This window comes from Arthrobacter sp. NQ7 (genome assembly GCF_029581595.2).
Lineage (GTDB): Bacteria > Actinomycetota > Actinomycetes > Actinomycetales > Micrococcaceae > Arthrobacter > Arthrobacter phenanthrenivorans_B.
Genome location: NZ_JARFXU020000001.1, coordinates 1 through 23,863 on the forward strand (window position 1 = coordinate 1; position 23,863 = coordinate 23,863).

The 23,863-nt window shown below is 65.6% G+C and carries 20 protein-coding genes and 1 tRNA gene; 11 read left to right on the forward strand and 10 right to left on the reverse strand.

Translation table 11 applies throughout. From position 1 onward, the window contains the following. Nucleotides 1-2,366: pyruvate dehydrogenase (acetyl-transferring), homodimeric type (gene aceE / locus PUN71_RS00005; RefSeq protein ID WP_277796872.1), on the reverse strand; the 2,366-nt coding region annotated here is incomplete at its 3' end. Nucleotides 2,367-2,675: 309 nt separating this feature from the next. Here aceE and PUN71_RS00010 point away from each other — a divergent pair. From PUN71_RS00010 to PUN71_RS00025, 4 genes are all read left to right on the forward strand, one after another. Beyond that, on the forward strand, nucleotides 2,676-4,244 hold the full coding sequence (locus tag PUN71_RS00010) for an NCS1 family nucleobase:cation symporter-1 (protein ID WP_277796873.1): 1,569 nt from the start codon (nucleotides 2,676-2,678) through the stop codon (nucleotides 4,242-4,244). 58 nt (nucleotides 4,245-4,302) lie between these two features. Beyond that, on the forward strand, nucleotides 4,303-5,046 hold the full coding sequence (locus PUN71_RS00015; RefSeq protein WP_277796874.1) for an aspartate/glutamate racemase family protein: 744 nt from the start codon (nucleotides 4,303-4,305) through the stop codon (nucleotides 5,044-5,046). Between the two features lie 13 nt (nucleotides 5,047-5,059). Next, a complete protein-coding gene (locus tag PUN71_RS00020) occupies nucleotides 5,060-5,821 on the forward strand; it encodes an SDR family oxidoreductase (protein WP_277796875.1) in 762 nt (253 codons plus the stop codon). 88 nt (nucleotides 5,822-5,909) lie between these two features. Next, nucleotides 5,910-6,572 (forward strand): Pr6Pr family membrane protein, encoded by a 663-nt coding sequence (locus PUN71_RS00025; RefSeq protein WP_277796876.1) that lies wholly within the window; start codon nucleotides 5,910-5,912, stop codon nucleotides 6,570-6,572. Nucleotides 6,573-6,599: 27 nt separating this feature from the next. Here PUN71_RS00025 and PUN71_RS00030 read toward each other — a convergent pair whose 3' ends face one another. Genes PUN71_RS00030 through PUN71_RS00040 form a run of 3 tightly spaced genes read right to left on the reverse strand, consistent with a single transcriptional unit; the run spans nucleotide 6,600 to nucleotide 9,660 of the window. Next, complete coding sequence (locus tag PUN71_RS00030) at nucleotides 6,600-6,977, reverse strand: sterol carrier family protein (RefSeq protein WP_277796877.1); 378 nt, start codon at nucleotides 6,975-6,977, stop codon at nucleotides 6,600-6,602. Between the two features lie 31 nt (nucleotides 6,978-7,008). After that, a complete protein-coding gene (locus tag PUN71_RS00035; RefSeq protein WP_277796878.1) occupies nucleotides 7,009-8,025 on the reverse strand; it encodes an asparaginase in 1,017 nt (338 codons plus the stop codon). Between the two features lie 48 nt (nucleotides 8,026-8,073). Beyond that, nucleotides 8,074-9,660: a molybdopterin-dependent oxidoreductase gene (locus PUN71_RS00040; RefSeq protein WP_277796879.1), complete on the reverse strand. Its 1,587-nt coding sequence runs from the start codon at nucleotides 9,658-9,660 to the stop codon at nucleotides 8,074-8,076. 99 nt (nucleotides 9,661-9,759) lie between these two features. Here PUN71_RS00040 and purD point away from each other — a divergent pair, with 99 nt between their 5' ends. Next, nucleotides 9,760-11,076: a phosphoribosylamine--glycine ligase gene (gene purD, locus PUN71_RS00045; RefSeq protein WP_277797275.1), complete on the forward strand. Its 1,317-nt coding sequence runs from the start codon at nucleotides 9,760-9,762 to the stop codon at nucleotides 11,074-11,076. 1 nt (nucleotide 11,077) lies between these two features. Further along, nucleotides 11,078-12,016 carry a phosphoribosylaminoimidazolesuccinocarboxamide synthase gene (locus PUN71_RS00050; protein ID WP_277796880.1) on the forward strand — a complete coding sequence of 313 codons (939 nt, stop codon included), beginning with the start codon at nucleotides 11,078-11,080 and terminating at the stop codon, nucleotides 12,014-12,016. A gap of 60 nt (nucleotides 12,017-12,076) precedes the next feature. On the opposite strand, the gene PUN71_RS00055 is transcribed toward PUN71_RS00050, so the two are convergent. Next, nucleotides 12,077-13,342, reverse strand: a complete 1,266-nt coding sequence (locus PUN71_RS00055; RefSeq protein WP_043452488.1) for a helix-turn-helix domain-containing protein — start codon at nucleotides 13,340-13,342, stop codon at nucleotides 12,077-12,079. A 131-nt stretch (nucleotides 13,343-13,473) separates the two neighbouring features. Between PUN71_RS00055 and PUN71_RS00060 the strand changes: the two genes are divergently transcribed. Next, the gene (locus tag PUN71_RS00060) at nucleotides 13,474-13,704 is read left to right on the forward strand and encodes a hypothetical protein (protein ID WP_043452485.1); all 231 of its coding nucleotides are present in this window, start codon (nucleotides 13,474-13,476) and stop codon (nucleotides 13,702-13,704) included. A 154-nt stretch (nucleotides 13,705-13,858) separates the two neighbouring features. On the opposite strand, the gene PUN71_RS00065 is transcribed toward PUN71_RS00060, so the two are convergent. The 5 genes from PUN71_RS00065 to PUN71_RS00085 all read right to left on the reverse strand — a co-directional run bounded on the left by PUN71_RS00065 (nucleotide 13,859) and on the right by PUN71_RS00085 (nucleotide 21,059). Next, a tRNA-Pro gene (locus PUN71_RS00065) sits at nucleotides 13,859-13,935 on the reverse strand. Nucleotides 13,936-14,018: 83 nt separating this feature from the next. Beyond that, nucleotides 14,019-15,848, reverse strand: coding sequence for an ABC transporter ATP-binding protein (locus PUN71_RS00070; protein ID WP_277796881.1), 1,830 nt, complete (start codon nucleotides 15,846-15,848; stop codon nucleotides 14,019-14,021). Further along, nucleotides 15,845-17,653, reverse strand: coding sequence for an ABC transporter ATP-binding protein (locus tag PUN71_RS00075; protein WP_277796882.1), 1,809 nt, complete (start codon nucleotides 17,651-17,653; stop codon nucleotides 15,845-15,847). The genes PUN71_RS00070 and PUN71_RS00075 overlap by 4 nt, the downstream gene beginning before the upstream one ends. Before the next feature lie 136 nt (nucleotides 17,654-17,789). Further along, entirely contained in the window at nucleotides 17,790-18,734 is a 945-nt protein-coding gene (locus tag PUN71_RS00080; protein WP_277796883.1) for a metallophosphoesterase, read from the reverse strand. A gap of 6 nt (nucleotides 18,735-18,740) precedes the next feature. Next, the gene (locus PUN71_RS00085) at nucleotides 18,741-21,059 is read right to left on the reverse strand and encodes a transglycosylase domain-containing protein (RefSeq protein ID WP_043452478.1); all 2,319 of its coding nucleotides are present in this window, start codon (nucleotides 21,057-21,059) and stop codon (nucleotides 18,741-18,743) included. A 37-nt stretch (nucleotides 21,060-21,096) separates the two neighbouring features. Here PUN71_RS00085 and sp36 point away from each other — a divergent pair, with 37 nt between their 5' ends. Genes sp36 through PUN71_RS00105 form a run of 4 tightly spaced genes read left to right on the forward strand, consistent with a single transcriptional unit; the run spans nucleotide 21,097 to nucleotide 23,773 of the window. Next, nucleotides 21,097-21,252 (forward strand): Sp36 family protein, encoded by a 156-nt coding sequence (gene sp36, locus PUN71_RS00090; RefSeq protein WP_009359196.1) that lies wholly within the window; start codon nucleotides 21,097-21,099, stop codon nucleotides 21,250-21,252. Then, complete coding sequence (locus PUN71_RS00095; RefSeq protein ID WP_277796884.1) at nucleotides 21,252-21,785, forward strand: RidA family protein; 534 nt, start codon at nucleotides 21,252-21,254, stop codon at nucleotides 21,783-21,785. Before sp36 ends, PUN71_RS00095 begins: the two co-directional genes overlap by 1 nt. Before the next feature lie 15 nt (nucleotides 21,786-21,800). Beyond that, nucleotides 21,801-22,712: an NUDIX hydrolase gene (locus PUN71_RS00100; RefSeq protein WP_277796885.1), complete on the forward strand. Its 912-nt coding sequence runs from the start codon at nucleotides 21,801-21,803 to the stop codon at nucleotides 22,710-22,712. A gap of 59 nt (nucleotides 22,713-22,771) precedes the next feature. Beyond that, complete coding sequence (locus tag PUN71_RS00105) at nucleotides 22,772-23,773, forward strand: LacI family DNA-binding transcriptional regulator (RefSeq protein ID WP_043452472.1); 1,002 nt, start codon at nucleotides 22,772-22,774, stop codon at nucleotides 23,771-23,773. The last annotated feature ends 90 nt before the right edge of the window (nucleotides 23,774-23,863 follow it).

A 23,863-nucleotide genomic window follows, 5' to 3' on the forward strand; every position in this document is an offset into this window, starting at 1 on the left:
CCGTCGCGGCGCAGTTCGTTCCAGGAGGTGACGGACCAGACGTCGGCGGAGACGTTCCAGTCGTCGGCGAGGATGCGCTGGGCGTCCAGGGCCCAGGGCACGGAGACGCCGGAGGCGAGGATCTGGGCGCGGGGACCGTCGATCTTTGCGGGGGCGAGCAGGTAGATGCCCTTGATGAGGCCTTCGACGTCGAGGTTCTCGGGTTCGGCGGGCTGGACGATGGGTTCGTTGTACACGGTGAGGTAGTACATGACGTTCTGGTCGTCCGAGTCGGGTCCGTACATGCGTTCCAGGCCGGAGCGCATGATGTGGCCGATTTCGTAGCCGTAGGCGGGGTCGTAGGTGATGACCGCGGGGTTGGTGGCGGCGAGCAGGGGGGAGTGGCCGTCGGCGTGCTGGAGGCCTTCGCCGGTGAGGGTGGTCCTGCCTGCGGTGGCGCCGATGATGAAGCCGCGGGTCATTTGGTCTGCTGCTGCCCAGAAGGCGTCGCCGGTGCGCTGGAAGCCGAACATGGAGTAGAACACGTAGACCGGGACCAGGGGGATGCCGTGGGTGGCGTAGGAGGTGCCGGCGGCGGTGAAGGCTGCCACGGCGCCGGCTTCGTTGATGCCCGGGTGGATCAGTTGGCCTGCGGGGGATTCCTTGTAGGCCAGGACCAGGTCCCGGTCCACGGACAGGTAATTCTGCCCCTTCGGGTTGTAGATCTTCGCCGTCGGGAAGAACGCGTCCATGCCGAACGTGCGTGACTCGTCCGGCACGATGGGCACAATCCGGTTCCCGAACTTCTTGTCGCGAAGCAAATCCTTGAGCAGCCTGACGAATGCCATGGTGGTGGCGGCCTGCTGCTTCCCCGACCCGCGCTTGGCCACCTCGTAGGACTTCGCGTCCGGCAGTTCAACGGCCTGATGCCCGGAACGCCGTTCAGGAACGGACCCTCCGAGGGCCCTTCGGCGTTCAAGGAGGTACGCAATCTCGGGCGCATCAAATCCCGGGTGGAAGTAGGGCGGCCGGTACGGATCGGCATCGAGTTGTTCATCAGAAATGGGAATGCGCAGGTAATCCCGGAAGTCCTTGAGGTCTTCGACCGTCAGCTTCTTCATCTGGTGGGTCGCGTTCCGGCCTTCAAACCGTGGTCCGAGGCCGTAGCCCTTGACGGTGTGGGCGAGGATGACGGTGGGTTTGCCCTTGAATTCGGTGGCTGCCTTGTAGGCGGCGTAGACCTTGCGGTAGTCGTGGCCGCCGCGTTTGAGGTTCCAGATCTGGTCATCGGTGAGGTCCGCGACGAGGTCCTTGGTCTGCGGGGTCTTGCCGAAGAAGTGTTCGCGGACGAACCCGCCGGATTCGGCCTTGTAGGTCTGGTAGTCCCCGTCCACGGTCTCGTTCATGATCTTCACCAGGGACCCGTCGGTGTCACGGGTGAGCAGGTCATCCCATTCCCGGCCCCAGACGACCTTGATCACGTTCCAGCCCGCGCCGCGGAAGAACGCTTCGAGTTCCTGCATGATCTTGCCGTTGCCGCGCACCGGCCCGTCCAGGCGCTGGAGGTTGCAGTTGATCACGAAGTTCAGGTTGTCCAGGTTCTCGTTCGCGGCGAGCTGGAGCAGGCCACGGGATTCGGGCTCGTCCATTTCGCCGTCGCCCAGGAACGCCCAGACCTGCTGGTCCGAGGTGTCTTTCAGGCCCCGGTTGTGCAGGTAGCGGTTGTTCTGCGCCTGGTAGATCGCGTTCATCGGCCCGATGCCCATGGACACGGTGGGGAATTCCCAGAACTGCGGCATCAGCCGCGGGTGCGGGTAGGAGGACAGGGCGTGCCCGGCGCGGGACTTTTCCTGCCGGAACCCGTCCAGGTCCTCCTCCGAGAGCCGGCCTTCCATGAACGCCCGGGCGTACATCCCGGGGGAGGCGTGGCCCTGGAAGAAGACCTGGTCCCCGCCGCCGGGGTGGTCCTTGCCGCGGAAGAAGTGGTTGAACCCGACCTCGTACAGGGTCGCGGCACCGGCATAAGTGGAGATGTGCCCGCCGACGCCGATATCGGGCCGCTGCGCCCGGTGCACCATGACCGCGGCGTTCCACCGCATGTAGGCCCGGTACCGGCGCTCGTACTCCTCGTTGCCCGGGAATTCCGCTTCCTGGTCCACCGGGATCGTGTTCACGTAATCGGTGGTGGTCACCATCGGCACACCCACGCTCTGCGCGCCGGCGCGCTGCAGCAGGCTCCGCATGATGTATTGGGCACGCTCGGTGCCCTGTTCCCTGATCAACGCATCCAGGGACTCAACCCACTCGGCAGTCTCTTCCGGATCACGATCAGGCAGCTGGTTAGTCAACCCGCTGAGGATATGGGAGGTATCTTCTCCTGCAGCCACGTCAGCCTCTTCTCATCTTTGAACGCATCGGCTTATGTTTTCGCAATATGAGAAAACATTATTGCTAGACGAGATTAGTGAGAGTCGGCGGTGCGGTCAATGTGATGTCGGCCGCACGCCCGGCACGGCAGGCCGAGGGCATTAGGAAACCGTTTGTGACTGCCAAGCCAATCCGCTCCTGCTTGACCCCCAGTGACGCAGGTCATACCATTATTTCACTATTCAATATCTTGATTCCGCAATGTGGAATAACAGAAACGCCCCTTGGGTGGCCTCACCACGCGGAATCCCCAATGAATTGAGACCTTTATGCAAACCCCTCCATCGGCGGCCGTTGCCGCGGACACGGACCTGACAACGCCGTCAGCCGGTTCCGCCCACGCCTCCGGCAGTGTCGAAGCCCTGTGCGAATCGGCGAGTGCCGTCTCAGGCACAAGCATCAGCCCATCCCTCTACAACGTGGACCTTGCCCCCACCAAGCGGGCCGGCCGCAGCTGGACCAGCTACAGTATCTTCACGTTGTGGGCCAATGATGTGCACAGCCTAGGCAACTATGCCTTCGCCATCGGACTCTTCGCCCTTGGCCTGGGCGGGTGGCAGATCCTCATGGCGCTCGGCATCGGTGCTGCGCTCCTGTTCGGCCTCCTGACCCTTTCCGGCTTCATGGGCGTCAAGACCGGTGTCCCCTTTCCGGTGATGAGCCGCATCAGCTTCGGCATCAGGGGCGCCCAGATCGCCAGCCTTCTCCGCGGCGCAGTGGCCGTGGCCTGGTTCGGCATCCAGACCTACCTTGCCTCCGTCGTTTTCCGCGTCATGCTCGTCGCGATGTTCCCGGGCCTCCACGACCTGGACCAGGACTCCATCCTGGGCCTCTCCACGCTGGGATGGATGGCCTTCGTTGCCCTCTGGGTGGTCCAGTTGGTCATCGTCAGCTTCGGCATGGAAATGATCCGCAAGTACGAGGCCTTCGCCGGCCCTGTCATCCTGGCCACCATGGCTGCAATGGCCATCTGGATCTTTGTGGAAGCCGGGGGAAGCATCGCCTGGTCCTCCAACAAGGCCCTGGAAGGGCCGGAAATGTGGCTGACCATCTTCGCGGGCGGTGCCCTCTGGGTGTCCATCTACGGCACGTTTGTCCTGAACTTCTGCGACTTCACCCGCTCAGCGGTCTCGAAGAAGGCAGTGGTCCGCGGCAATTTTTGGGGCATCCCCATCAACATGCTGGTGTTCGGCGCCATCGTCGTTGTCATGGCCGGCGGCCAGTTCAAGATCAACGGCACGATCATCAAGAGCCCCTCGGACATCGTCCAGACCATTCCGAACACGCTGTTCCTGGTCCTCGCCTGCCTGGCCCTGCTGATCCTGACCATTGCCGTGAACCTCATGGCCAACTTCGTGGCCCCCGTCTACGCACTCACCAACCTGTTCCCGCGGCGGTTGAACTTCCGCAGGGCGGCCATGGTCTCGGCCACCATCGGCCTGGTGATCCTGCCGTGGAACCTCTACAACAACCCGCTGGTCATCGTGTACTTCCTCGGCGGCCTCGGCGCGTTGCTCGGCCCGCTGTTCGGCGTCGTCATGGCTGACTACTGGCTGATCCGCCGCGGCAAGGTCAACGTGCCGGAGCTCTACACGGCCTCGCCGGAGGGAGCGTACTTCTACCGGAAGGGCGTCAACCCCCGCGCGATCATCGCCATGGTGCCGGCCGCAGTCCTCGCCCTGGTGATTGCCTTCGTGCCGGCGCTGGCATCCGCGGCCCCCTTCGCCTGGTTCTTCGCGGCGGGCATTGCCGCGGCGCTCTATTTCTTCATTGCCGACCGGAACCAAAGGCTGGTCGACCGGGACGGCGAGGCAATCGCCGTCGTCAGCACCCACTGACCCCGCCCATCCCACCCCGCAAGGAACCCCGGCAACCCGCCGGACAAAGGATTTTCCCATGCGCATACTCGTCGCAAACGTCAACACCACGCAGTCCATGACCGAGTCCATCGCGGCGTCCGCGCGCAGCGTGGCCGCGCCGGGCACGGAAATCGTCGGCATCACCCCGAGGTTCGGCGCCGACTCCTGCGAAGGCAACTTCGAGAGCTATTTAGCAGCCATCGCCGTCATGGACGCCGTGACCTCATTCCCGGACACGTTCGACGCCATGATCCAGGCCGGCTATGGCGAACACGGCAGGGAAGGTCTCCAGGAACTGCTGGACGTACCGGTGGTGGACATCACCGAAGCCGCCGCCAGCACCGCCATGTTCCTCGGCCACAAGTACTCGGTGGTCACCACCCTGGACCGCACGGTTCCGCTCATCGAAGACCGCCTGAAGCTGGCCGGCCTGGAGGCCAGGTGCGCTTCCGTGCGGGCCAGCGGGATGGCCGTGCTCGAGCTCGAGGAGGAGCCCGAGCGTGCCGTGGAGGCCATCGTCAACCAGGCAATGCTGGCCGTCAGCCAGGATAAAGCCGAAGTGATTGTGCTGGGCTGCGGTGGCATGGCCGGCCTGGACGAGCAGATCAGGCAGCGGGCCGGCGTTCCCGTGGTGGACGGCGTAGCCTCTGCAGTGACCATCGCCGAATCCCTGGTGCGGATGCGCCTGTCCACCTCCAAGGTACGGACCTTTGCTGCCCCACGGCCCAAGACCGTCATAGGCTGGCCGCTGAACACGCCGGCCGTGCCGGCCCAGCTTTAACCCAGGAGAACGCATGAACACTTCCCTCCCCACCGCACGGGTCGCCGTCGTCACCGGGGCCGGATCCGGCATTGGCCGGGAGGTGGCCCGGCAGATGCTGGCTGACGGCTACCGGGTGGCCCTTGCCGGCCGGCGGGAAGCGCAGTTGAAGGAGACGGCGGACGGCAGCCCGGACGCCTTGGTGGTGCCTTGCGATGTCACCCGGCCCGACGACGTCGGGCGGCTTTTCGAGGCCGTCCGCCACGAGTGGGGGCGGGTGGATGTGCTGTTCAACAACGCCGGGGTGTTTGGCCCCGCGGCAGCGGTGGACGAGATCAGCGTGGCGGACTGGAACGCTACCGTGGCCGTGAACCTTACCGGGTCAATGCTGTGCGCCGCGGCTGCTGTCCGGACCATGAAGGCGCAGGAACCCCAGGGGGGCCGGATCATCAACAACGGCTCCATCTCGGCCCATTCCCCCCGGCCCAGGACGGTGGCCTACACCGTGACCAAGCACGCCATGACCGGGCTGACCAAGAGCATTGAACTGGATGGCCGCGGCTTTGGCATCACCTGCGGGCAGATCGATATCGGCAACACGGCCACGGAGATCATGGACACCATCGGAGTCGGTTCCGGGGCGCTCCAGGCGGACGGCAGCCGCAAGGTGGAGCCGATGTTCCCGGTGGCGGATGCGGCGCGCGCCGTGCTGATGATGGCCAACATGCCGCCAACGGCCAGCGTGGGATCCGTGGTGGTCACCGCGGCCGGGATGCCCTTCATCGGCCGCGGCTAGGCACGCCGGGATGCCCTTCATCGGCCGCGGCCAGGCACGTCGGGAGGCCAGGCGCGGCGGCGGCCCCGGCAGGGCCTAGGATCAGCTCATGACCGCAAACCGGGGACTGGCCCTTTTCCGCTTCTGGTTCGCACTGCTGGGCTTTGCCGCGGTGCTGTTCCAATTCCTGCACCTCATGCAGAACGTCCCCGGCGCCAAGGCCGGCAACTACTTCAGCTACTTCACGATCGAATCCAACATCATTGCCTTCGTAACCCTGGGAATCGCGGGCTGGTTCGCGTGGCAGGGGGAGAGCCCGCGGTGGCTGGAACTCCTCCGCGGCGCTGCCACGGTCTACATGACCGTCACCGGGATCACCTACAGCCTGCTGCTGAGCGATGTGGATGTGAACACGCCCATTCCGTGGGTCAACGTGGTGCTGCACTACACGGTGCCCACCGTCATGGTGATCGACTGGCTGGTGGACCTGCCCAGGACCAGGATCTCCATCCGGACCTCGCTGCTGTGGCTTTCGTTCCCGTTGCTTTACCTGGTTTACAGCCTCATCCGGGGCCCGGTCGTGGACTGGTACCCCTACCCGTTCCTCGATCCGCGGAGCACGGGCTACGGCACCGTCGCCGTGATGTGCGTTCTCATCGCGGTGGGCGCTTTCGCTTTCGCCGTCGTGGCCGCGCTGTCCACCCGGCTCCAGAACCGGGTTTCGCAGCCCATCACCGCGGACGCCGGCCCGTCCGCCCGGCAACTGTCCTAGGCACTCCTCCTGGGCCCGTCGGCTTTCCTAGAGCGGCAGCAGGGCCGACAGGTCCGCGCGCAGTCCGGACGCGGCCACCTTGCCGGCGCCGACGGCGTCCGCCCAGTCCAACTGGCCCGTGACCATCGCAAGCCAGGTGGCGGCGTCGCATTCGATGACGTTGGGCGGGGTGCCGCGCGTGTGCCGCGGGCCTTCCACACACTGGGTGACGCCAAACGGCGGCACCCGGACCTCCACGGAGTTCCCGGGCGCGCGTGCTGTCAGCTCCTCCAATGAGTACCTGACGGCCGTGGCCAGGACAGTCCGCGGCAGGGCAGTGGCCGACGGCGGCCGGCCGGCTTCCAGCCAGGCCTTCAGTGCTGCCTTGCCTTCCTGGGCATCAATACGACGGCGGGCTACGGCCATGTTTCCGGTCTTCCTTTCGGCGGTGGTTGCTTCAGTCCAGGAGCGCGGAGACCGCCGGGCCGAGCCGGATCCTGCCCACCGGCCGGCCGCCGCCGAGGACGGGCTCCACCACCCGCTCGAGGACGCCGGCAACCCCGGGAATGTCCACCGCGCCTGCCGCGGCCAGCAGGGTCAGGGCCACCAGCGAGGTGGCGCGCACATTTCCGTCCAGGATCTTGACGGCCACCGAAACGCCCTGCGGCGTGGCCATGGCCAGGACCCCTTCGGCGCCGATCTTGGCAATGATCTCCAGCTCATCCATCACCAGGGTGTTGGCTTCGCCGCGGCCCTGGACGGCCCATGGATAATCGAGCATTGAGGTGGCGATGGTGGCAGCCCGGGCGCTGAAGCTCTGGTCCCCGGGAGCCTTGGCCAGCTGGGAGTAAGCGCGGGCCAGGCCTTTAAGGGAAACAGCCGCCACGGGCGCGCCGCAGCCGTCAATCCCCAGGTGCGCGATCTTCCCGCCGGTGTATTCCTCTATAACGGTCCGGACCCGCTGCTGCAGCGGGTGGTTCGGCTCCAGGTAGCTGTGCGTGTCCCACCCGTTCTCGGTGCAGGCCCAAAGGAAGGCGGCGTGCTTGCCGGAGCAGTTGCAGGCCAGCTTCGACTTGCCTTTTTCGGAGCGCACCAGCCAGTTCCGGGCTGTCTCGTCCTGCGGCCACGCTTCGGGGCACTGCAGCTGGTCTTCGCGGACTCCGGCGGCCTTCAACATCCCGGATACGACGTCCATGTGGTCCAGGGAACCGGTGTGGCTTCCGCAGGCAACGGCAACCTGGGCGCCGCGCAGGGGGACGCCTGACTGCATGGACGCCAGGGCCTGGAACGGTTTCAGGGTGGACCGGGCATAGATGGGGGTGTTGATGTCGCCCAGTTCGGTCACCACCGATCCGTCGGCGGACAGGAGGACGGCGGAGCCTACGTGCCGTGACTCCACGAAGCCACTGCGCTCGATCACGGCCAGTTCGACGGCGGAGTCCACGGTGAAGGTGGCATGCGGATTATGCGGCATGGTGCCAGTCTAGGGGCCAGGAGGGTGGCGCCTGCTGAGGAGCGGTCCTTACTGAACGGTGACCATCACCGACTGCCAGCCGGAGGCGCCGTCGGGGACGGGGTCGGCACGCCGGTCGGTCTGGACCTCGCCGGTGCCGTCCGTGGCACGGACCTTGATGTAGTGGGGGCCCGGCGTGGCATCCCACTCGTAGGACCACTGACGCCAGGTGACCGTAGAGGCTTCGGTGGAAAGGGTGGCCTCGGCCCACTCGCCGTTGTCGATCTGGATTTCCACCTTGGTGATGCCCCGGGTCTGGGCCCACGCGGTACCGCCCACGGCGACTTTACCCGCAGGTACCTTCGCGAAGGATTTGGGCACGTCCACCCTGGCCATGGTCTTGATCGGGCCCCGCTCGGACCAGCCGCGGTTGGTCCAATAGGCTTTGTTGTCCGCGAAGCGGGTCACTTCCAGGTCCACCACCCATTTGGTGGCGGAGACGAACCCGTACAGCCCCGGGACCACCATCCGGACCGGGTAGCCGTGCTCCAGCGGGAGCGGTTCGCCGTTCATGCCGATGGCCAACATGGCGTCCCGGTCGTCCTGGAGGACTTCCAGCGGGGTGGAGGCGCTAAAGCCGTCGATGGAGGTGGAGAGCACCATGTCCGCCCCGTCTTTGGGTTTGGCCCGGGCCAGGACCTCGCGGATGGGAAGGCCCAGCCACTTGGCGTTTCCGGCCAGGTTGCCGCCCACGGGGTTGGAGACACAGGTGAGGGTGACGTGCGATTCGATGAGGCGGGCGTCCAGCAGGTCCTGGAAGGTGAGCCTGACTTCCTGCTCCACCAGTCCATGGACACGCAGTTCCCAGTCGTCAACGTTGATCTCCGGAACGCTCAGCGCGGTGTCGATCCGGTAGAACTCGTTATTTGGCGTGAGCCACGGCGTCACTCCTGCCACGGGCGACTGGACTCCGGACGGCACGGGGGCTGCGGGCTGGGCAGGTGACGGCAGGCGCAGTGCCTCGCGTGCCTTGGCCACATTGCTTCGCGCGGCTCCCAGCAGCCGGCCGCCGGTGGCGGCCACCCCGGCGGCCACTGCCGTGACTCCGGCAGCGGTAAAGAAGCGCCGGCGGCTGGTGCCGTCGCTCCCCACCATGTCTTCGACGTCGGCCGCTGTATCTGCCGGGGCTTCCGGCCACGCCTTCAAACCCCACAACGGCACCATAAGGCGGCGCAGGACCACCAGGCCGGCCAGGGTTCCCAGGATCGAAGGGATGGCGTCGGCGGGTCCGACTCCGGCGCGGGTCACGACGCAGGCCACGATCACCGCGCCCATGAACAGCACGCCCAGGACGCCCAGGGCCCACTTGCGGTAGGCCAGGACGCCCAGCACGCAGGCCAGCACCGCGATGGTCAGGCCCATGCCCACAAACAGGGCCGCCTTGTCGTTGGTGCCGAAGGTGGCGATGGCGAAGTCCTTCAGCCCGGGCGGCGTGAAGTCAATGAACGTGGACCCCAAAGCGAACAGGGGAGTCGCCCTCGTGGTGAAGAATGCCCCGATCAGCTCCGCAACGGCGAGCACGACGGCGGCCGCCACCACGCCTGCCAATGCGGCCATGGGAGCGGGGCCTGCAAACCTGTTCCGAAGCTTTGTCATGCATAGGGTTCGGAGCCGCGGGCAGCAGGGATTGATCCGGCGGCCGGGGAAGGACACAGCTTAGGAGCGGGAAGGGTGCACAAAGTACCCTTGGACACTGTGAAGGTACTCGTCATTGGCCCCGGAGGCCGCGAACACGCCATTGTCCGCTCCCTGCTTGCCGACCCCAACGTGTCCGAGGTCCACGCGGCGCCGGGCAATGCCGGCATCAGCAAGCTGGTCCCCACCTACAACATCAACGGCAACGATCCCGAAGCGGTTGCCGGGCTGGCCACCCGGCTTGCGGTGGACCTCGTGGTGGTGGGCCCCGAAGCTCCGCTGGCCGCAGGCGTCTCCGATGCCGTGCGGGAAGCGGGCATTCCCGTGTTCGGACCCAGCAAGGCCGCAGCGCAGCTTGAAGCGTCAAAGGCGTTCGCCAAGGAGGTCATGGCGGAAGCCGGCGTCCCCACGGCAATGGCCATGGTCGCCGCCAACGCGGAAGAAGCCGCGTCCGCCCTGGACACCTTCGGAGCCCCCTACGTCGTCAAGGACGACGGGCTCGCCGCGGGCAAGGGCGTCGTGGTCACCAGGGACCGCGACGAAGCCCTGGCGCATGCCCAGTCCTGTTTCGACGCCGGCGGCTCCGTAGTCATCGAAGAGTTCCTTGACGGCCCGGAAGTTTCGCTGTTCGTCCTCTGCGACGGCCAGAACACCGTGGCGCTCTCCCCCGCCCAGGATTTCAAGCGCATCTTCGACAACGACGAAGGCCCGAACACCGGCGGCATGGGCGCCTACACGCCACTGGAATGGGCCCCCGAAGGCCTGGTCCAGGAAGTCCTGGACCGGGTGGCCCAGCCCACCGTCAACGAAATGGCCCGGCGCGGCACCCCGTTTGTCGGGGTCCTGTTCGTCGGCCTTGCCCTGACGTCGCGCGGCACCCGGGTCATCGAATTCAACGTCCGCTTCGGCGACCCCGAAACCCAGGCTGTCCTTGCCCGGCTCAAGACGCCCCTCGGTGCGCTCCTGATGGCAGCCGCCAAGGGCGAACTGGACAAGGCGGAAGAGCTGCGGTGGGCCAAGGAAACTGCCGTCGCCGTCGTGATTGCTGCCGAAAACTACCCGGACAAACCGCGCACCGGTGACCGGATCCGCGGCCTGAAGAAGGTCGAAGCCCTGGAAGGCGTGCACGTCATCCATGCCGGAACGGCGCTGGATGAGGACGGCAAGGTAATTTCCGCCGGCGGCCGCGTCCTCGCCGTCGTCGCCCTGGGCAGTGACCTGGTGGAGGCGCGCGAAAGGGCATACGACGGCGTTGAACTGGTGCAGCTGGACGGCTCCCAGTTCCGCACGGACATCGCCCGCAAGGCCGCCCGCGGGGAGATCAAGGTCCCCTACGGTGCCACCGGTTCGCTGCCCATCGTGAAAGCAAAGGCCTAACATGAGTGAAACAGCAGGAAACCGCGGCTACGCTGCCAAGACCCTGGACCTGCCCGGCTGGACGCACGTCTATTCCGGAAAGGTCCGCGACCTCTATGAGCCGGCCGACGGGTCCGTCCAGCAGCGCCTGGGCCAGGACTGCGTGCTGGTGGTGGCCAGCGACCGGATCAGCGCCTACGACCACGTGCTGTCCAGCGAAATCCCGGACAAGGGACGCATCCTCACCCAGCTGAGCCTCTGGTGGTTCGACCAGCTGGGCGTCGAACACCACGTCCTGGGGTCCACCGTGGAAGACGGCGTGCCGGCCGAGGTCGAGGGCCGGGCCATGATCTGCAAGAAGCTGGACATGTTCCCGGTGGAATGCATTGCCCGCGGCTACCTCACCGGTTCCGGACTGCAGGAATACAAGGCCTCAGGCACCGTCTGCAACATTCCGCTGCCTGAGGGGCTGGTGGACGGATCACGGCTGGAGCGTGCCATCTTCACGCCGTCGGCCAAGGCCCTGGTGGGTGAGCACGACGAGAACATCACCTATGACGCCGTTGTTGCGCTGGTGGGTGACGACATTGCCGCCCGCCTCAGCGAGCTGACCTTGAAGATCTATACAACGGCGGAAAAGATCGCCCGGGAGCGCGGCATCATCCTGGCGGACACCAAGGTGGAGTTTGGCTACGATGCGGTCTCCGGGTCCATCACCCTGGGCGACGAGGTGCTGACCCCGGACTCCTCGCGCTTCTGGGACGCCGCAACCTACAAGCCCGGACAGGCCCAGCCGTCCTACGACAAGCAGTACGTCCGGGACTGGCTGACCTCGGCAGAGTCCGGTTGGGACAAGGCCTCAGACACCCCGCCGCCGGCACTGCCCGCGGAGGTCGTGGAGCGCACCCGCAGCCGTTACGTCGAGGCCTACGAAAAGATCACGGGAAACACGTTTTCCTGACATACGGACGGAAGCAGGGGACCCGCGGCTGCGGGTCCCCTGCTTCCGGTAACCGGTTTGTCAGCTGGCTTTCGCTGCGGCCTCAGCCCGTTTTTGGGCCAGCTTGATTTCAAGGATCGCGTCCAGGGCCTGCTGGACCCGGTCCTGCGCCCCCGCCGCGGCGAACGCCTTTTGCGCTTCCTCGAGGTGCCCCAGGGCTTCGTCGTTGTCGCCCGCGGCCTTCAGGGATTTGCCCAGGAGCAGGGACACCTCCCCGGCCGTGTGCTTTGCCAGGTGCTCGCGTTCGGCGTGGATTTCGCGGAGCTTTTCGACGGCGGCCACGATGTCCCCGGTCAGGTACAGCCAGCGGGCCCGGATGAAGGCGACCTCCAGCTGGTCTGACTTGTTCCCACCCACAATGGACAGCGCCAGTTCGGCGCGCTCGATTGCCGACAGGGTTTCCGGCTCGACAATCCCGGAGGAAAGGCGCACCGCCGCGGAGGCCTTGTTGAACCTGGCCCAGAGTTCGATGTCGTTGGCGGGGGAGAGGAGCCGCGCGGCCCGTTCGTGGTGCTTGACGCCCTCGGTGTAGTCGTGGCGCATGAAGGCGACGTTTCCCACCACCCAGGCAACCTCGCCCGCGAGCTGGGTCATGGAGAGCTCGTCCACGTGGTCGATCATTGCCTGGCAGTATTTCCAGGCCTCATCCAGCCTGCCGCTTTCGGCGAGGGCACCGATCAGCGCCCGATAGGCGCCGATAATCAAAGTGGAGCCCTTAGGCAGCTGCGAGCATAGTTTCACTGCCTCGCTGGCATGCTCCACCGCGGCACTGAGCTGCCCCTGTCCCTGGCAGACGCCGGCGAGCATCTGCCGGGCGCGGACGGCCAGGCCTGCGGATTCGGTGGCCATGGGATGCTCCAGCAGGTGCTCCATGATCCGCTGGCATTCCTGCCAGTTGCCCTGCTTGATCAGGCATTCCGCCTGCATGTACATCATGTTCCACCAGGCGCTGGTGTTGCGGCCCTCGAGGGCGATCTTCGCTGCGGTGGCAGCGTGGCTTGCGGCCAGCTCGTAGTCCCTGAGGTCCCAGGCCTGGCGCGCATAGAGCCCGGCGAGCACGTACTCCGCGTCGCTGACGGAGATGGGCTGGCTCCACGCCTCCAGGGCCTTGGGCGCCAGCTCCAGCCTGCGGGCCAGTTCCTCAATCACTTCCGCCGTCGGTTCACGCCGGCCGGTTTCGAGCAGGGAAATGTAGCTTGGTGAATACAGGTCCTTGCCCAGTTCGGCCTGCGTCAGTCCACGCTCAAGGCGTTCCGCTCGGAGCTTTTCTCCGAATCCATTGCCCACGGCGCTTCCTCCTTCCGGACAGCTGGGCCGCCGAATGCTTGACAGCCCCTGTGGAAAATATTTTACAATGTGTGTCAACAAGGACAGTGCTGGCTTTGTAACGAATCCGACTCGTATTGAGGAACCTTTCTATGTTGAAGAAGATCGCAACTGCGGCCGTCATGGCCGGCGCGCTGGCCTTTTCCGCTGCGGCTCCTGCCGTGCTGTCTGCCGGTTCCCTCGCGGACCACAGCGGTACCTCGGTAGCCGTGGGCAACTGGCCGGACCCGATGTCCAAGCCGGTCAAGGGCAAGAAGAGCACCACCGACACGACGGACACCACGTACACCACCTACGTGGGCAACTGGCCGGACCCGATGTAAACAGCTTCCTCATCAACAGGAGGCGATGAAGCAGCCCCGGAGCACCAGCTCCGGGGCTGTTTCTGTTAAGTGAAAGGCAGCTGCCGTAACCGTACTGAGATGAAAAGGTGGGATGAAAAAAGAGGGCCTCCGCAAGGAGACCCTCTTTCACTGTTGGTCGGGATGACAGGATTTGAACCTGCGACCTCTTCGTCCCGAACGAAGCGCGCTACCAAGCTGCGCTACATCCCGATCCGCTGCAAAAGCAACTTTACAAGGATAGCCGATTCCCGGCCCCGATGCGAAATCCGGCCCGGCCGGAGTCCCGGCCGGGCTCAGACCAGGGAATCCTTCCATGCCCCGTGCAGGTCGGCGAAGCGTCCGCCGCCACCGATCAGCTCCCCGGGCGTGCCGTCCTCCACAATCCGTCCGTCGTGGACCACCAGCACCCGGTCCGCCGTCTCCACCGTGGAGAGCCTGTGCGCGATGATCAGGGCCGTACGTCGTGCGGCCTCCGTTCCCGCCAGGAGCCGCGCCAGCCCGGCCTGCACCAGGCGTTCGGACGGGATGTCCAGCGAGGAGGTGGCTTCGTCCAGGATCAGCACCGCCGGCCGGGCCAGGAACGCCCTGGCAAAGCTGATCAGCTGCCGCTGGCCGGAGGACACGCGGCCGCCGCGTTTGTTGACGTCGGTGTCGTAACCCTCGGGAAGCTCCATGATGAACCCGTGTGCCCCCACCGCTTTTGCCGCTTCCTTGATCTCAGCGCGCGATGCCTCCGGCCGGCCCAGGGCGATGTTGTCCGCCACCGAGCCACTGAACAGGAAGGCTTCCTGGGTGACCATCACGATGTTCCGGCGGAGATCGGTGGTGGCCAGGTCCCGCAGGTCCACGCCATCCAGGGTGATCGTTCCGGAGGTGACGTCATAGAACCGGGCGATCAGCTTGGCCAGGGTGGACTTTCCCGCTCCCGTCTGGCCCACCAGGGCCACAGTCTGCCCTGCCGGAATATGCAGGTCCAGGCGGGGCACCACCAGGGGTCCGTCGTCGCCGTAGCGGAATTCGACCGCGTTGAAATCGATCCGGCCCGTGGCAGCGGGAAGGGGCACCGGATTCTTCGGCGGCCGGACGGTGGGCACCTCTTCGAGGAGGCCCGAGACTTTCTCCAGGGCTGCCTGGGCGCTCTGGAACGAGTTGTAGAACATGGCCATCTGGTCCACGGGCTGGAAGAACCGCTTGGTGGAGAGGATGAGGGCCAGGAGCACGCCCACGGCAAGGCTGCCGCCCAGTACCCGGAATCCGCCCACCAGCAGCACCACGGCCACGCAGACGTTGCCGATCAGGACCAGTCCGGGCTGGAAGATGCCGTTGAGGTTGATGGAGCGGACGGTGACCAGGCGGTAGTCTTCGGCGAGCTGTCCGTAGCGCTGCGAGTTCTCCTTTTCCTTGCGGAAGGCCTTGACGGCGCGGATTCCGGTCATGGTTTCCACGAAGTGGACGATCAGCCGGGCGGAGACCACCCGGGACTCGCGGAAGGCGATCTGCGAGTGCTTCTGGTACCAGCGGGACAGGAAGAACATGGGCACCCCCGCGGCCAGCACCAGCAGGCCGCTCCGCCAGTCCAGGGCGAAGATGGTGGCGGCGGTAAACGCCATGAACAGGATGCCCGAGGCAAGCGAGCTGACCCCTGAATCGAGCAGTTCGCGCAGTGCCTCCAGGTCCGAGGTCTGCCGGGCGATGATCCGGCCGGAGGTGTACTTTTCGTGGAATTCCAGGCTCAGCCGCTGGGTGTGGCGGAAGACGCGGACCCGCAGGTCGAGGAGCATGGCCTGGCTGAGCCGCGCGGTGGAGGTGACGTACAGGGCGGTGAGTCCCGCCGTCGCTATGGCTGCCAGGAGGTAGGCGGCACCGGTGAACACCAGGGGCAGGTTGTCCCCGGAGCGGAGGGCCGGAAGGGCGTGGTCGATGCCAAAGGCGATCAGCGCCGGGCCGGCCACACGGGCAGCCTGGGACAGGACCACCATGGTGATGGTCAGCCAGAACCGTACCCGCACGGGTCGGATCAGCGACCGCAGCAAGGCGAGTGACCGCCGTCGTACTGCCCTGCTGTCGCTCTTGCTGAGGTGGGCGTTGTCTTCGTTGGCGGTGCCGAACGTTGCGGTGCTCATCGGGTCACTTCCTCTGCCTGGTCCTCGAGGGCGGACAGTTCAGAGTCCAGGTCCCGGGGCTCCCGGTCCAGGCTTGCGATGACATACCGGTAATGGTGGTTGGCGGCCAGCAGCTGCGAGTGTGTCCCCACGGCGGTGATGCGGCCGTCCTCGAGCAGCGCCACCCGGTCTGCCAGGGCCACGGTGGAGGGGCGGTGCGCCACGATCAGGGTGGTGGTGTCCTTGAGGACCTCGCGGAGCCGGGCCTCCACCAGTTCCTCGGTGTGGACATCAAGGGCGGACAGGGGATCGTCCAGGACAAGGACGCGGGGCCGGGCAGCAATGGCACGGGCCAAGGCAATGCGCTGGCGCTGGCCTCCGGACAGGCTCAGGCCCTCCTCGCCGATCAGCGTGTCCACGCCCTGGGGCAGGGAATAGGCAAAATGGGCCTGCGCCACATCGAGGGCTTCATCCAAAACGTCGTCGCTGCGCACCGGCGCGCCGAGCAGGACGTTGTCCCGCACCGAGTTGGAAAAGAGCGTGGTGTCCTCGAAAGCCACCGCCACGACCCGGCGCAGTTCCGCCACGTCGTAGTCCCGGATGTCCACACCGTCGATGGTGATGGCGCCGCCGGTGACGTCGTACAGCCGCGGCACCAGCTGGATCAGGGCGCTCTTGCCGCTGCCGGTGGTGCCCACCAGGGCCATGGTCTCACCGGGCCGGATGTCCAGGGTGATGTCCTTGAGGATGGGCCTGTCCGGGGCGTCCTCGAAGGCGAATGTGGCGTCGCTGAAGCGGAGCGCGCCGGCAGGTTCGCTCGGGTGGCGGGGCTGGGCGGGGCTGGTGATGGTGTTCGGCGTGTCCATCACTTCGTAATGGCGGTCGACGGCGGTCTTGGCGGTGAGTGCCATGGCCAGCAGCATGCCGGAGAACTCGACGGGTGAGGCGATGACTGCGGCCGTGGCGAAGAATGCCACCAGCGACCCGATGCTCAGCTGGCCGCTGGCGCAGAGCATGACGCCGACCACCAGCCCGGCGCCCAGGGCGAGTTCGGGGAGCAGGGTGACCACCATGGTGAACGTTGCCTGGTGGCGCGCCTTCGCGATCTCCGTCTGGCGCAGTTCCTCTGCCTGTTCATTGAAGTTCTCCAGGGCTTCGCGGCTGCGGCCAAAGGCCTTGAGGACCCGGATGCCGTGGACGGATTCCTCCACCGTGGTGGCAAGGTCGCCGGCCTGGTCCTGGCTGCGCCGGGCTACTTTGCTGAACCGGGTCCGGAACCGGAAGCTGTTGACGGTGATGGGAACCGCCGCGGCCAGGAAGATCAGCGCCAGCTGCCAGCTCATGGCGAACATCGCGACGATGCCAATGATCACGGTGAGGGAGGTGACCACCAGCATGATGGCGCCAAAGGCCATCCAGCGCCGCAGGAAGTTCAGGTCCGTCATGGCCCGGGACAGCAGCTGGCCTGAACCCCACCGGTCGTGGAACGACACGGCCAGGTCCTGCAGGTGGTCGTAGAGGGAAACCCGCATCCGGGTTTCCACCGAGGTTGCGGGGTTGATCACGAATTGCCGGCGCAGGGCCACGAGGGCGGCCTCGGCGATGCCCAGCACCAGGATGACGCCCGCGGAAGTCCAGACTGCTTCCGGTGCGCCGCCGGGCTGCAGGGCGGTGTTGACCAGGATCCGCAGCACCTGCGGAATGGTCAGCGCCACGATGCTGGCCAGGAGCGCGCAGAGAAGGCCCAGCAAAAGGCGGGGGATGATGGGCCGGACGTGGGGGTAGAGACGGCTGATGGATCGAAAGAATGGAGTCTGCTTGGCCATGCCCGCTTCTCAAGCTCTAAAACGAATGTAGTTTCCTCTAGCAACTACCCTATGCCATGGGCGTGAGACGATTCACAGGGATTGTGGCGCCCCGGCGGCTGCTTGCCCAGTTATTGCGGACCGTAATGCGTGCGGTTCAGCTGGGGGAGGTGAGGGTCAGCAGGACGGCCTCGGGCTTGCAGGCGATCCTGACCGGGGCGAAGCGCGAGGTGCCGATGCCGCCCGAGACGTTGACCGGCGTCGTGCTTCCGTTGCTGGACCAGTCGTGGAGGCCCTTTGCCCGCCAGGTGGGGATGTCGCAGTTGGCCACCAGGGCGCCGTAGCCGGGGATGCACAGCTGGCCGCCGTGCGTGTGCCCGGCCAGCAGCAGGTCCGCGCCGCTTTCCGTGAAGTGGTCCAGCACCCGCTGGTAGGGCGCGTGGATGACAGCAACCTTGAGGTGGTCCTTGGCGTCCTGGCTTACGGTTCCGCGGGGCCAGCCCGCGTACCGTTCCCGGTTCAGGTGGGGGTCGTCAACGCCGGAAAAATCGAAGCGCATGCCCTTGAGGACCAGGGACTGGCTCCGGTTGGTGAGGTCCACCCAACCGCTCATGCCGAAGCCGGAACGCAGCCGGGGCCAGTCGAGGGCCACCGGTTTGGGTTTCGCCTTGGATGGTCCGAGCAGATATGACGCCGGGTTTTTCGGCGTGGGCGCAAAGTAGTCGTTGGATCCGGGGACAAAGACGCCGGGGAACTGCAGCAGCGGCTTCAAGGCATCCAGCAGGGGATCCACCGCCTTGGCGTGGCTGAGGTTGTCGCCGGTGTTGACCACCAGGTCCGGCCGGAGCCCGGCCAGCGACCCCAGCCAGTCAGCCTTCTTGTGTTGCCCGGGTACGAAGTGGATGTCGCTTAGGTGCAGGATGCGGAACGGGTCCCTGCCGGGTGGCAGGATGGCGAGGGTTTCCTCGCGAAGGACGAACTGGTTCTTTTCCCACAGTCCATACCCGAAGGCGGCCATCCCGGCTGCAGCTCCGGCGCCGGCAGTGACGGCAAAGCCGCGCCCGAAGGAACGGGCGCGGCTTGCCAGGCTATCGATGCTCATGCGCGGTTAGCCGTTGCCCTTTCCATTGTTCCCGTTGCCATTGCTGGTGGGGGCGGGGGCCGGCGCCTGGGTCGCGGGAGCCTGGGTAACCTGCGGGGCCGGAGCCTGGGTGGCCTGGGGAGCTGTCGTGGCCGGCGTGGTGGTCCGGGTGGTCCCGTTGACCATGTTGCTCGGCGGAGCCGGGAACGGATTGGCGCCGTACCCGGGGGCGACCTTTGCCATGTAGTTGGAGAACATGGGGCCGGCGATCATGTAGCCGTCAATGCCTTGGTAGAACTTGCCGTTGACGGTGATGTTCTGGCCGGCACGGCCCTGGTTGCCCAACGGGTCACCAAACCAGGCAGCGGTGGCCAGGCCGGTGGTGTGGCCCACAACCCAGGTGGAGCCGTTGTTGTTGGATGTACCGGTCTTGGCGCCGATCGGGAAGCTGGTCTTGGTCGAGATGCGGGGCTGGATCAGGGAGCCTGAACCCCGGTTCAACACTTCCTGCAGCGCGTAGTTCACGCCGCGGGCAACCTCCGGCTTGATGGCATCGCGGCAGCTGCTCGACTGCGCCGGAAGCTGTTTGCCGCTGGCATCGACCACCGAGGTGATGGCGATGGGTTCGCAGTACTTGCCGTCATTCGCGAAGGTGGCGAATGCACTGGCCATGGTGAGCGGGGACGTCTGGGTGGACCCCAGCAGGTTGCCCAGCGTCATCATGTTGATCTTGGGGTTCGGTTCATCCGCAGACGGGAGGCCGCTGTGCAGGCCTACGGCATCCGCAATTTTCTGGATCCCACAGAAGTCCAGTTGTGCTGCCGACGCAAACGTCACGGTGTTGATGGAGTTGTAAAGACCCTCCAGGACGGTCAACGGCTTGTACCACTGCGGTTCGGCGTTCTGCAGGTCATCGGCGGCGTCCAGGCGTGCGTTCTTTTGGGCCGTGCTGTAAGCACCCTGGACCTTCCCGCAGGTGTTCTTCCACGGGTAGCCGATGGGGTAGACGCGCTGGGCTGCGTTGACCACGGTGTTCATGCTCTTGCCCTCATTGAGCCACTCCGCGAAAGTGAAGGGCTTCATGGTGGATCCCGGCTGGAAGCCGCCGACACCGTTGAGGTCGTTTCCGTCCTTGTCGAGCTGGTCAACGTTGAAGTTCAACTGGGAATTGAAGCCCCCCGCGCCGGCCAGGAACGAGGTGTTCTGGGCCATGGAGATGATCTTGCCCGTACCCGGTTGCACCGACACCATCGAGGCGCCCCACTTGTCCGGGTTGGCTCCGGCAGCGGCATCGGCCTGCTCCTGGGCTGTGGCCTGGGCCTTGGGGTCCAGGGTGGTGGTGATGGTCAGGCCGCCGCCGTAGATGACGTGCTGCCGTTCCTCTTTGTCCGCGCCGTAGGCCGGGTTGTTCTCCAGCAGGTGCAGGACGTAGTCACAGAAGTACGGGGCGGACGCGGCATAGGCGCAACCCTGCTTGGGCTGGGTCACCTTGGGCTCCACCGGTGTTGCGACGGCAGCCTCGTATTCCTCGGGGGTGATCTTCTTCTGGTCCTTCATCAGCCCCAGCACCAGGTCGCGGCGCTGCTTGGACTTCTCGGGGTTGGTGATGGGGTCGAAGGCCGACGGGCTGTTCACCAGGCCGGCAAGGAGTGCCGCCTGAGGCAGGGTCAGATCCTTGGCGGTGGTGCTGAAGAAGTAGCGGGAAGCGGCTTCGATGCCGTACGCGTCACGGTTGAAGAACACGATGTTCAGGTAGCCCTCAAGGATCTGGTCCTTGCTGAACTCCTTTTCAAGGGCGATGGAAAGCTTCATTTCGCGGAGCTTGTCGCCCACGCCCTTGTTGACGCCGTTGAGCTTGATCTGGTCTTCCTCGCCGGCGGCGGCGAGGTTCGCGTTGAGGACGTTGTTGACGTACTGCTGCGTGATGGTTGAAGCACCCTGCTTGTTGCCGCGTGCGGTGGCGACCAGTGCACGCAGGATACCCGTGGTGTCCACGCCGCCGTGCTCGTAGAAGCGGCTGTCCTCCACGGCGATGATGGCGTTCTTCATGTTCGGGGAAATCTGGTCCAGCGGGACCTTGGTGCGGTTCTCCGTGTAAACGCTGGCGATCTCGCTGCCGTCCGCCGCCAGGATCCTGGTGGTCTGGCTCGGCGGATCGACCTTCAGCTCCGCCGGGAGGGAGTCGAAGAAGTCAATGGAACCGCTTGCCGCACTGCCTGAAACGGCGGCGGCGGGGACCAGCAGGCCGGCCACCAGGACACCGCAAATCGCGCTCACACCAAGGAAAAGAAGGATTTTACCCAGTGTGGTGGCAGTGTCGAATAAGGGGTTGTTGCGAGTCGCCATGTTTTCCACTTTACCGGCAACGGCTACGCTTTCTCTCATGACCAAATGGGAGTACGCGACGATTCCGCTCATCATTCACGCCACAAAGCAGATCCTGGACCAGTGGGGAGAGGACGGCTGGGAGCTCGTCCAGGTAGTCCCCGGACCGGACGGCAACGGCCTTGTCGCCTACCTCAAGAGGGAGAAGCAGTAATGAGCACACCCGCAGAAGCCCAGCCCAGCGCCGCAACCGCGCCCGTATCCGCCGTCGAGCAGCGCCTCGCGGAACTGGGCATCACCCTTCCGGAGGTCGCCGCCCCGGTGGCCTCCTACGTTCCCGCCGTTGTTTCCGGAAGCCATGTCTACACCTCGGGCCAGCTGCCGTTTATTAACGGCAAACTCGAAGCTACGGGCAAGGTGTCGGCCGGTACCGAAGGGTTTGCCGACGAGCCCACGGTTTCCCCGGAGGACGCGCAGAAGTACGCTGCCGTCTGTGCTGTCAACGCCCTCGCCGCCGTCAAGAGCGTCATCGGGGACCTGGATCGGATCACCCGCATCGTCAAGGTTGTTGGATTCGTCGCTTCGGATGCTTCGTTCACGGGCCAGCCCGCCGTCGTCAATGGCGCTTCGGAACTGCTGGGCCGCGTCCTTGGTGACGCCGGGCAGCATGCCCGTTCCGCCGTCGGCGTTGCCGTACTTCCGCTCGACTCTCCCGTTGAGGTCGAGCTGATTGCCGAATTCAGCTAAGACCGGACTATTCCCTTGCCACACCTCGCACGACGCCTTTTTGCACTTCCCCAGGATCTTGAAGGGGCAGCGCACAGCTGGCTCGAACACGGCGAGCGGACCCCCCGCGCCGCCCGCTACGCCTCATCCGTAGTCCTCCTGCGTGATTCGCCCACCGGCCTGGAGACGTGGCTGGGTTACCGGCCCGGCTCCTCGCCGCTGGGCGTGCTCGCGTTCCCTGGCGGTTCCCTGGACCCGGCCGACGACGACGCCATGGGTTGGCTGGGTCCGTCGCCGCAGCATTGGGCCGAGCAGATGGGGACCGACGACGTGGGGCTGGCACGACGCCACGTGGTGGGTGCGGTCCGGGAGCTGTTTGAGGAAACGGGAATACTGCTGGCCGGTCCCGACATGTCCAACACTGTGGAGGCCACCTCCACACCCGAATGGATGCGTGCCCGCGTAGCGGTGGCCGACCAGGAGAAGACGCTTGCCCAGGTGCTGGGCAAGCGTGGCCTGTCCTTGCGCACGGACCTGCTCAAATCCCTCGTCAACTGGCGCAGCCCCGACTTTGCGCACCGACGGTTCGACACCCGGTACTTCGCGGCCACCGTGCCGCTCGGCCAGGAGCCGTCACTGCTTGAGGGCAAGGGAGTCTGGGGCAGGTGGGTCAACGTGGCGCAGGTGATCCATGACCGGAACACCAGCGCCCTGGGAGACGAGGCGGGCCAGGAGAACACCGTGGGCCGCCCCCTGGGTGAACTGCTGGTTCCCGGGTCCGAAATCATGCTCGAGAAGATGGCGTCTGCCAATGGCTGCATCGCCTACCTGAGCTACAAACGCAAGCCGCATGTGTACCAGCCCACGCTGGTCGAGGAAGACGGCAAGCTCATGCTTGAAGTGGAGGCCGCCAAAACAGTGGCGGGGGACCACCAGCGCGAACGCTGACGCGCCGGCGGTCAGAGTAACATCGTTCAAAAGCCACACCGGGGAGCAAGGGGGCGCCGTTGCGGGCGACGGTCAAGGACGTAGCGCGCCTGGCAGGGGTTTCGCCAAAGACGGTCTCGAACGTCATGAATGGAATCGTCCCGGTCAGTGGTCCCACCCGCCTCAGGGTTGAGCAGGCCATGGCGGAGCTGGATTACGTTCCCAATCTGTCTGCCCGGGGGCTGCGGAACGGCAGGTCCGGCGTCATTGCGCTGGCGTTGCCTGACCTGGCTACTCCCTACTCGGCGGAAATCGCGCACAACGTGGTTGAAGTGGCCCACGAACAGGGGTGGAGCGTCCAGATCGAGGAGACGGGATCCGATCCCACCCGCGAATACGAACTGATGTCGCGTGCCCGCTCCAACCTGATCGACGGGCTCATCCTCAACCCCGTGGTACTGGACGAAAGTGCCGTCAAGGTCGGAGTCTCCCTTCCTCCGGTGGTGCTGCTGGGGGAGGTCACCCAGAAGCTTGCGGACCGCGTGTGGGTGGACAGTGTCGCCGCAGCCCGTGACATGACCCTGGCACTGGGGAGGACGGGCAGGCGCCGTATCGCCGTCCTCGGCGCCGCGGAGGGCAGGGGTTCCGCTGCAGCCATACTGCGCACCCGCGGGTACCAGGCTGCTTTGGCGGTACTCGGCATCCCTTGGGACGACTCCCTGATCATTCCCTGCGAGAAGTGGAGCCCGGATGCCGCGGCCAACGCGCTGACAGGCTATCTTGGCTCTCACCCCGTGCCTGATGCCCTCTTCTGTTTCACCGATTCGATGGCCATCGGTGCCCTCAGCGTCCTGTGGAAGCGCGGCCTGAGGGTCCCGGAGGATGTCGCAGTGGCAGGCTTCGACGACATCGCAGATGCGCAGTACGCCGTTCCGTCCCTGACAACCGTTTCGTTTAACAAGCGCCACGTGGCCAGTGAGGCCCTGCGCCTCCTCACGGAACGGATGGGCGACCGGGGAGGCCCCCAGAAGGTGGTTGCCGTGGACTACGAGATCGTCGAACGGGAAAGTACCCCCTCTTGAAATATCCCCTTCCCGGCCTTGACCCGGCAGGCGGGAAATCGAGATAGCCCCGTCACTTTGCGAGCGCTAACAATTTTTCATTGCGGCTGT

Excerpts from the sequence above, each read along its gene's own strand:
- PUN71_RS00010 (WP_277796873.1), top strand. The coding sequence starts at position 2,676 with ATGCAAACCCCTCCATCGGCGGCCGTTGCCGCGGACACGGACCTGACA.
- PUN71_RS00015 (WP_277796874.1), top strand. The coding sequence starts at position 4,303 with ATGCGCATACTCGTCGCAAACGTCAACACCACGCAGTCCATGACCGAG.
- PUN71_RS00020 (WP_277796875.1), top strand. The coding sequence starts at position 5,060 with ATGAACACTTCCCTCCCCACCGCACGGGTCGCCGTCGTCACCGGGGCC.
- PUN71_RS00025 (WP_277796876.1), top strand. The coding sequence starts at position 5,910 with ATGACCGCAAACCGGGGACTGGCCCTTTTCCGCTTCTGGTTCGCACTG.
- PUN71_RS00030 (WP_277796877.1), bottom strand. The coding sequence starts at position 6,977 with ATGGCCGTAGCCCGCCGTCGTATTGATGCCCAGGAAGGCAAGGCAGCA.
- PUN71_RS00035 (WP_277796878.1), bottom strand. The coding sequence starts at position 8,025 with ATGCCGCATAATCCGCATGCCACCTTCACCGTGGACTCCGCCGTCGAA.
- PUN71_RS00040 (WP_277796879.1), bottom strand. The coding sequence starts at position 9,660 with ATGACAAAGCTTCGGAACAGGTTTGCAGGCCCCGCTCCCATGGCCGCA.
- PUN71_RS00050 (WP_277796880.1), top strand. The coding sequence starts at position 11,078 with ATGAGTGAAACAGCAGGAAACCGCGGCTACGCTGCCAAGACCCTGGAC.
- PUN71_RS00060 (WP_043452485.1), top strand. The coding sequence starts at position 13,474 with ATGTTGAAGAAGATCGCAACTGCGGCCGTCATGGCCGGCGCGCTGGCC.
- PUN71_RS00070 (WP_277796881.1), bottom strand. The coding sequence starts at position 15,848 with ATGAGCACCGCAACGTTCGGCACCGCCAACGAAGACAACGCCCACCTC.
- PUN71_RS00075 (WP_277796882.1), bottom strand. The coding sequence starts at position 17,653 with ATGGCCAAGCAGACTCCATTCTTTCGATCCATCAGCCGTCTCTACCCC.
- PUN71_RS00080 (WP_277796883.1), bottom strand. The coding sequence starts at position 18,734 with ATGAGCATCGATAGCCTGGCAAGCCGCGCCCGTTCCTTCGGGCGCGGC.
- PUN71_RS00085 (WP_043452478.1), bottom strand. The coding sequence starts at position 21,059 with ATGGCGACTCGCAACAACCCCTTATTCGACACTGCCACCACACTGGGT.
- sp36 (WP_009359196.1), top strand. The coding sequence starts at position 21,097 with ATGACCAAATGGGAGTACGCGACGATTCCGCTCATCATTCACGCCACA.
- PUN71_RS00095 (WP_277796884.1), top strand. The coding sequence starts at position 21,252 with ATGAGCACACCCGCAGAAGCCCAGCCCAGCGCCGCAACCGCGCCCGTA.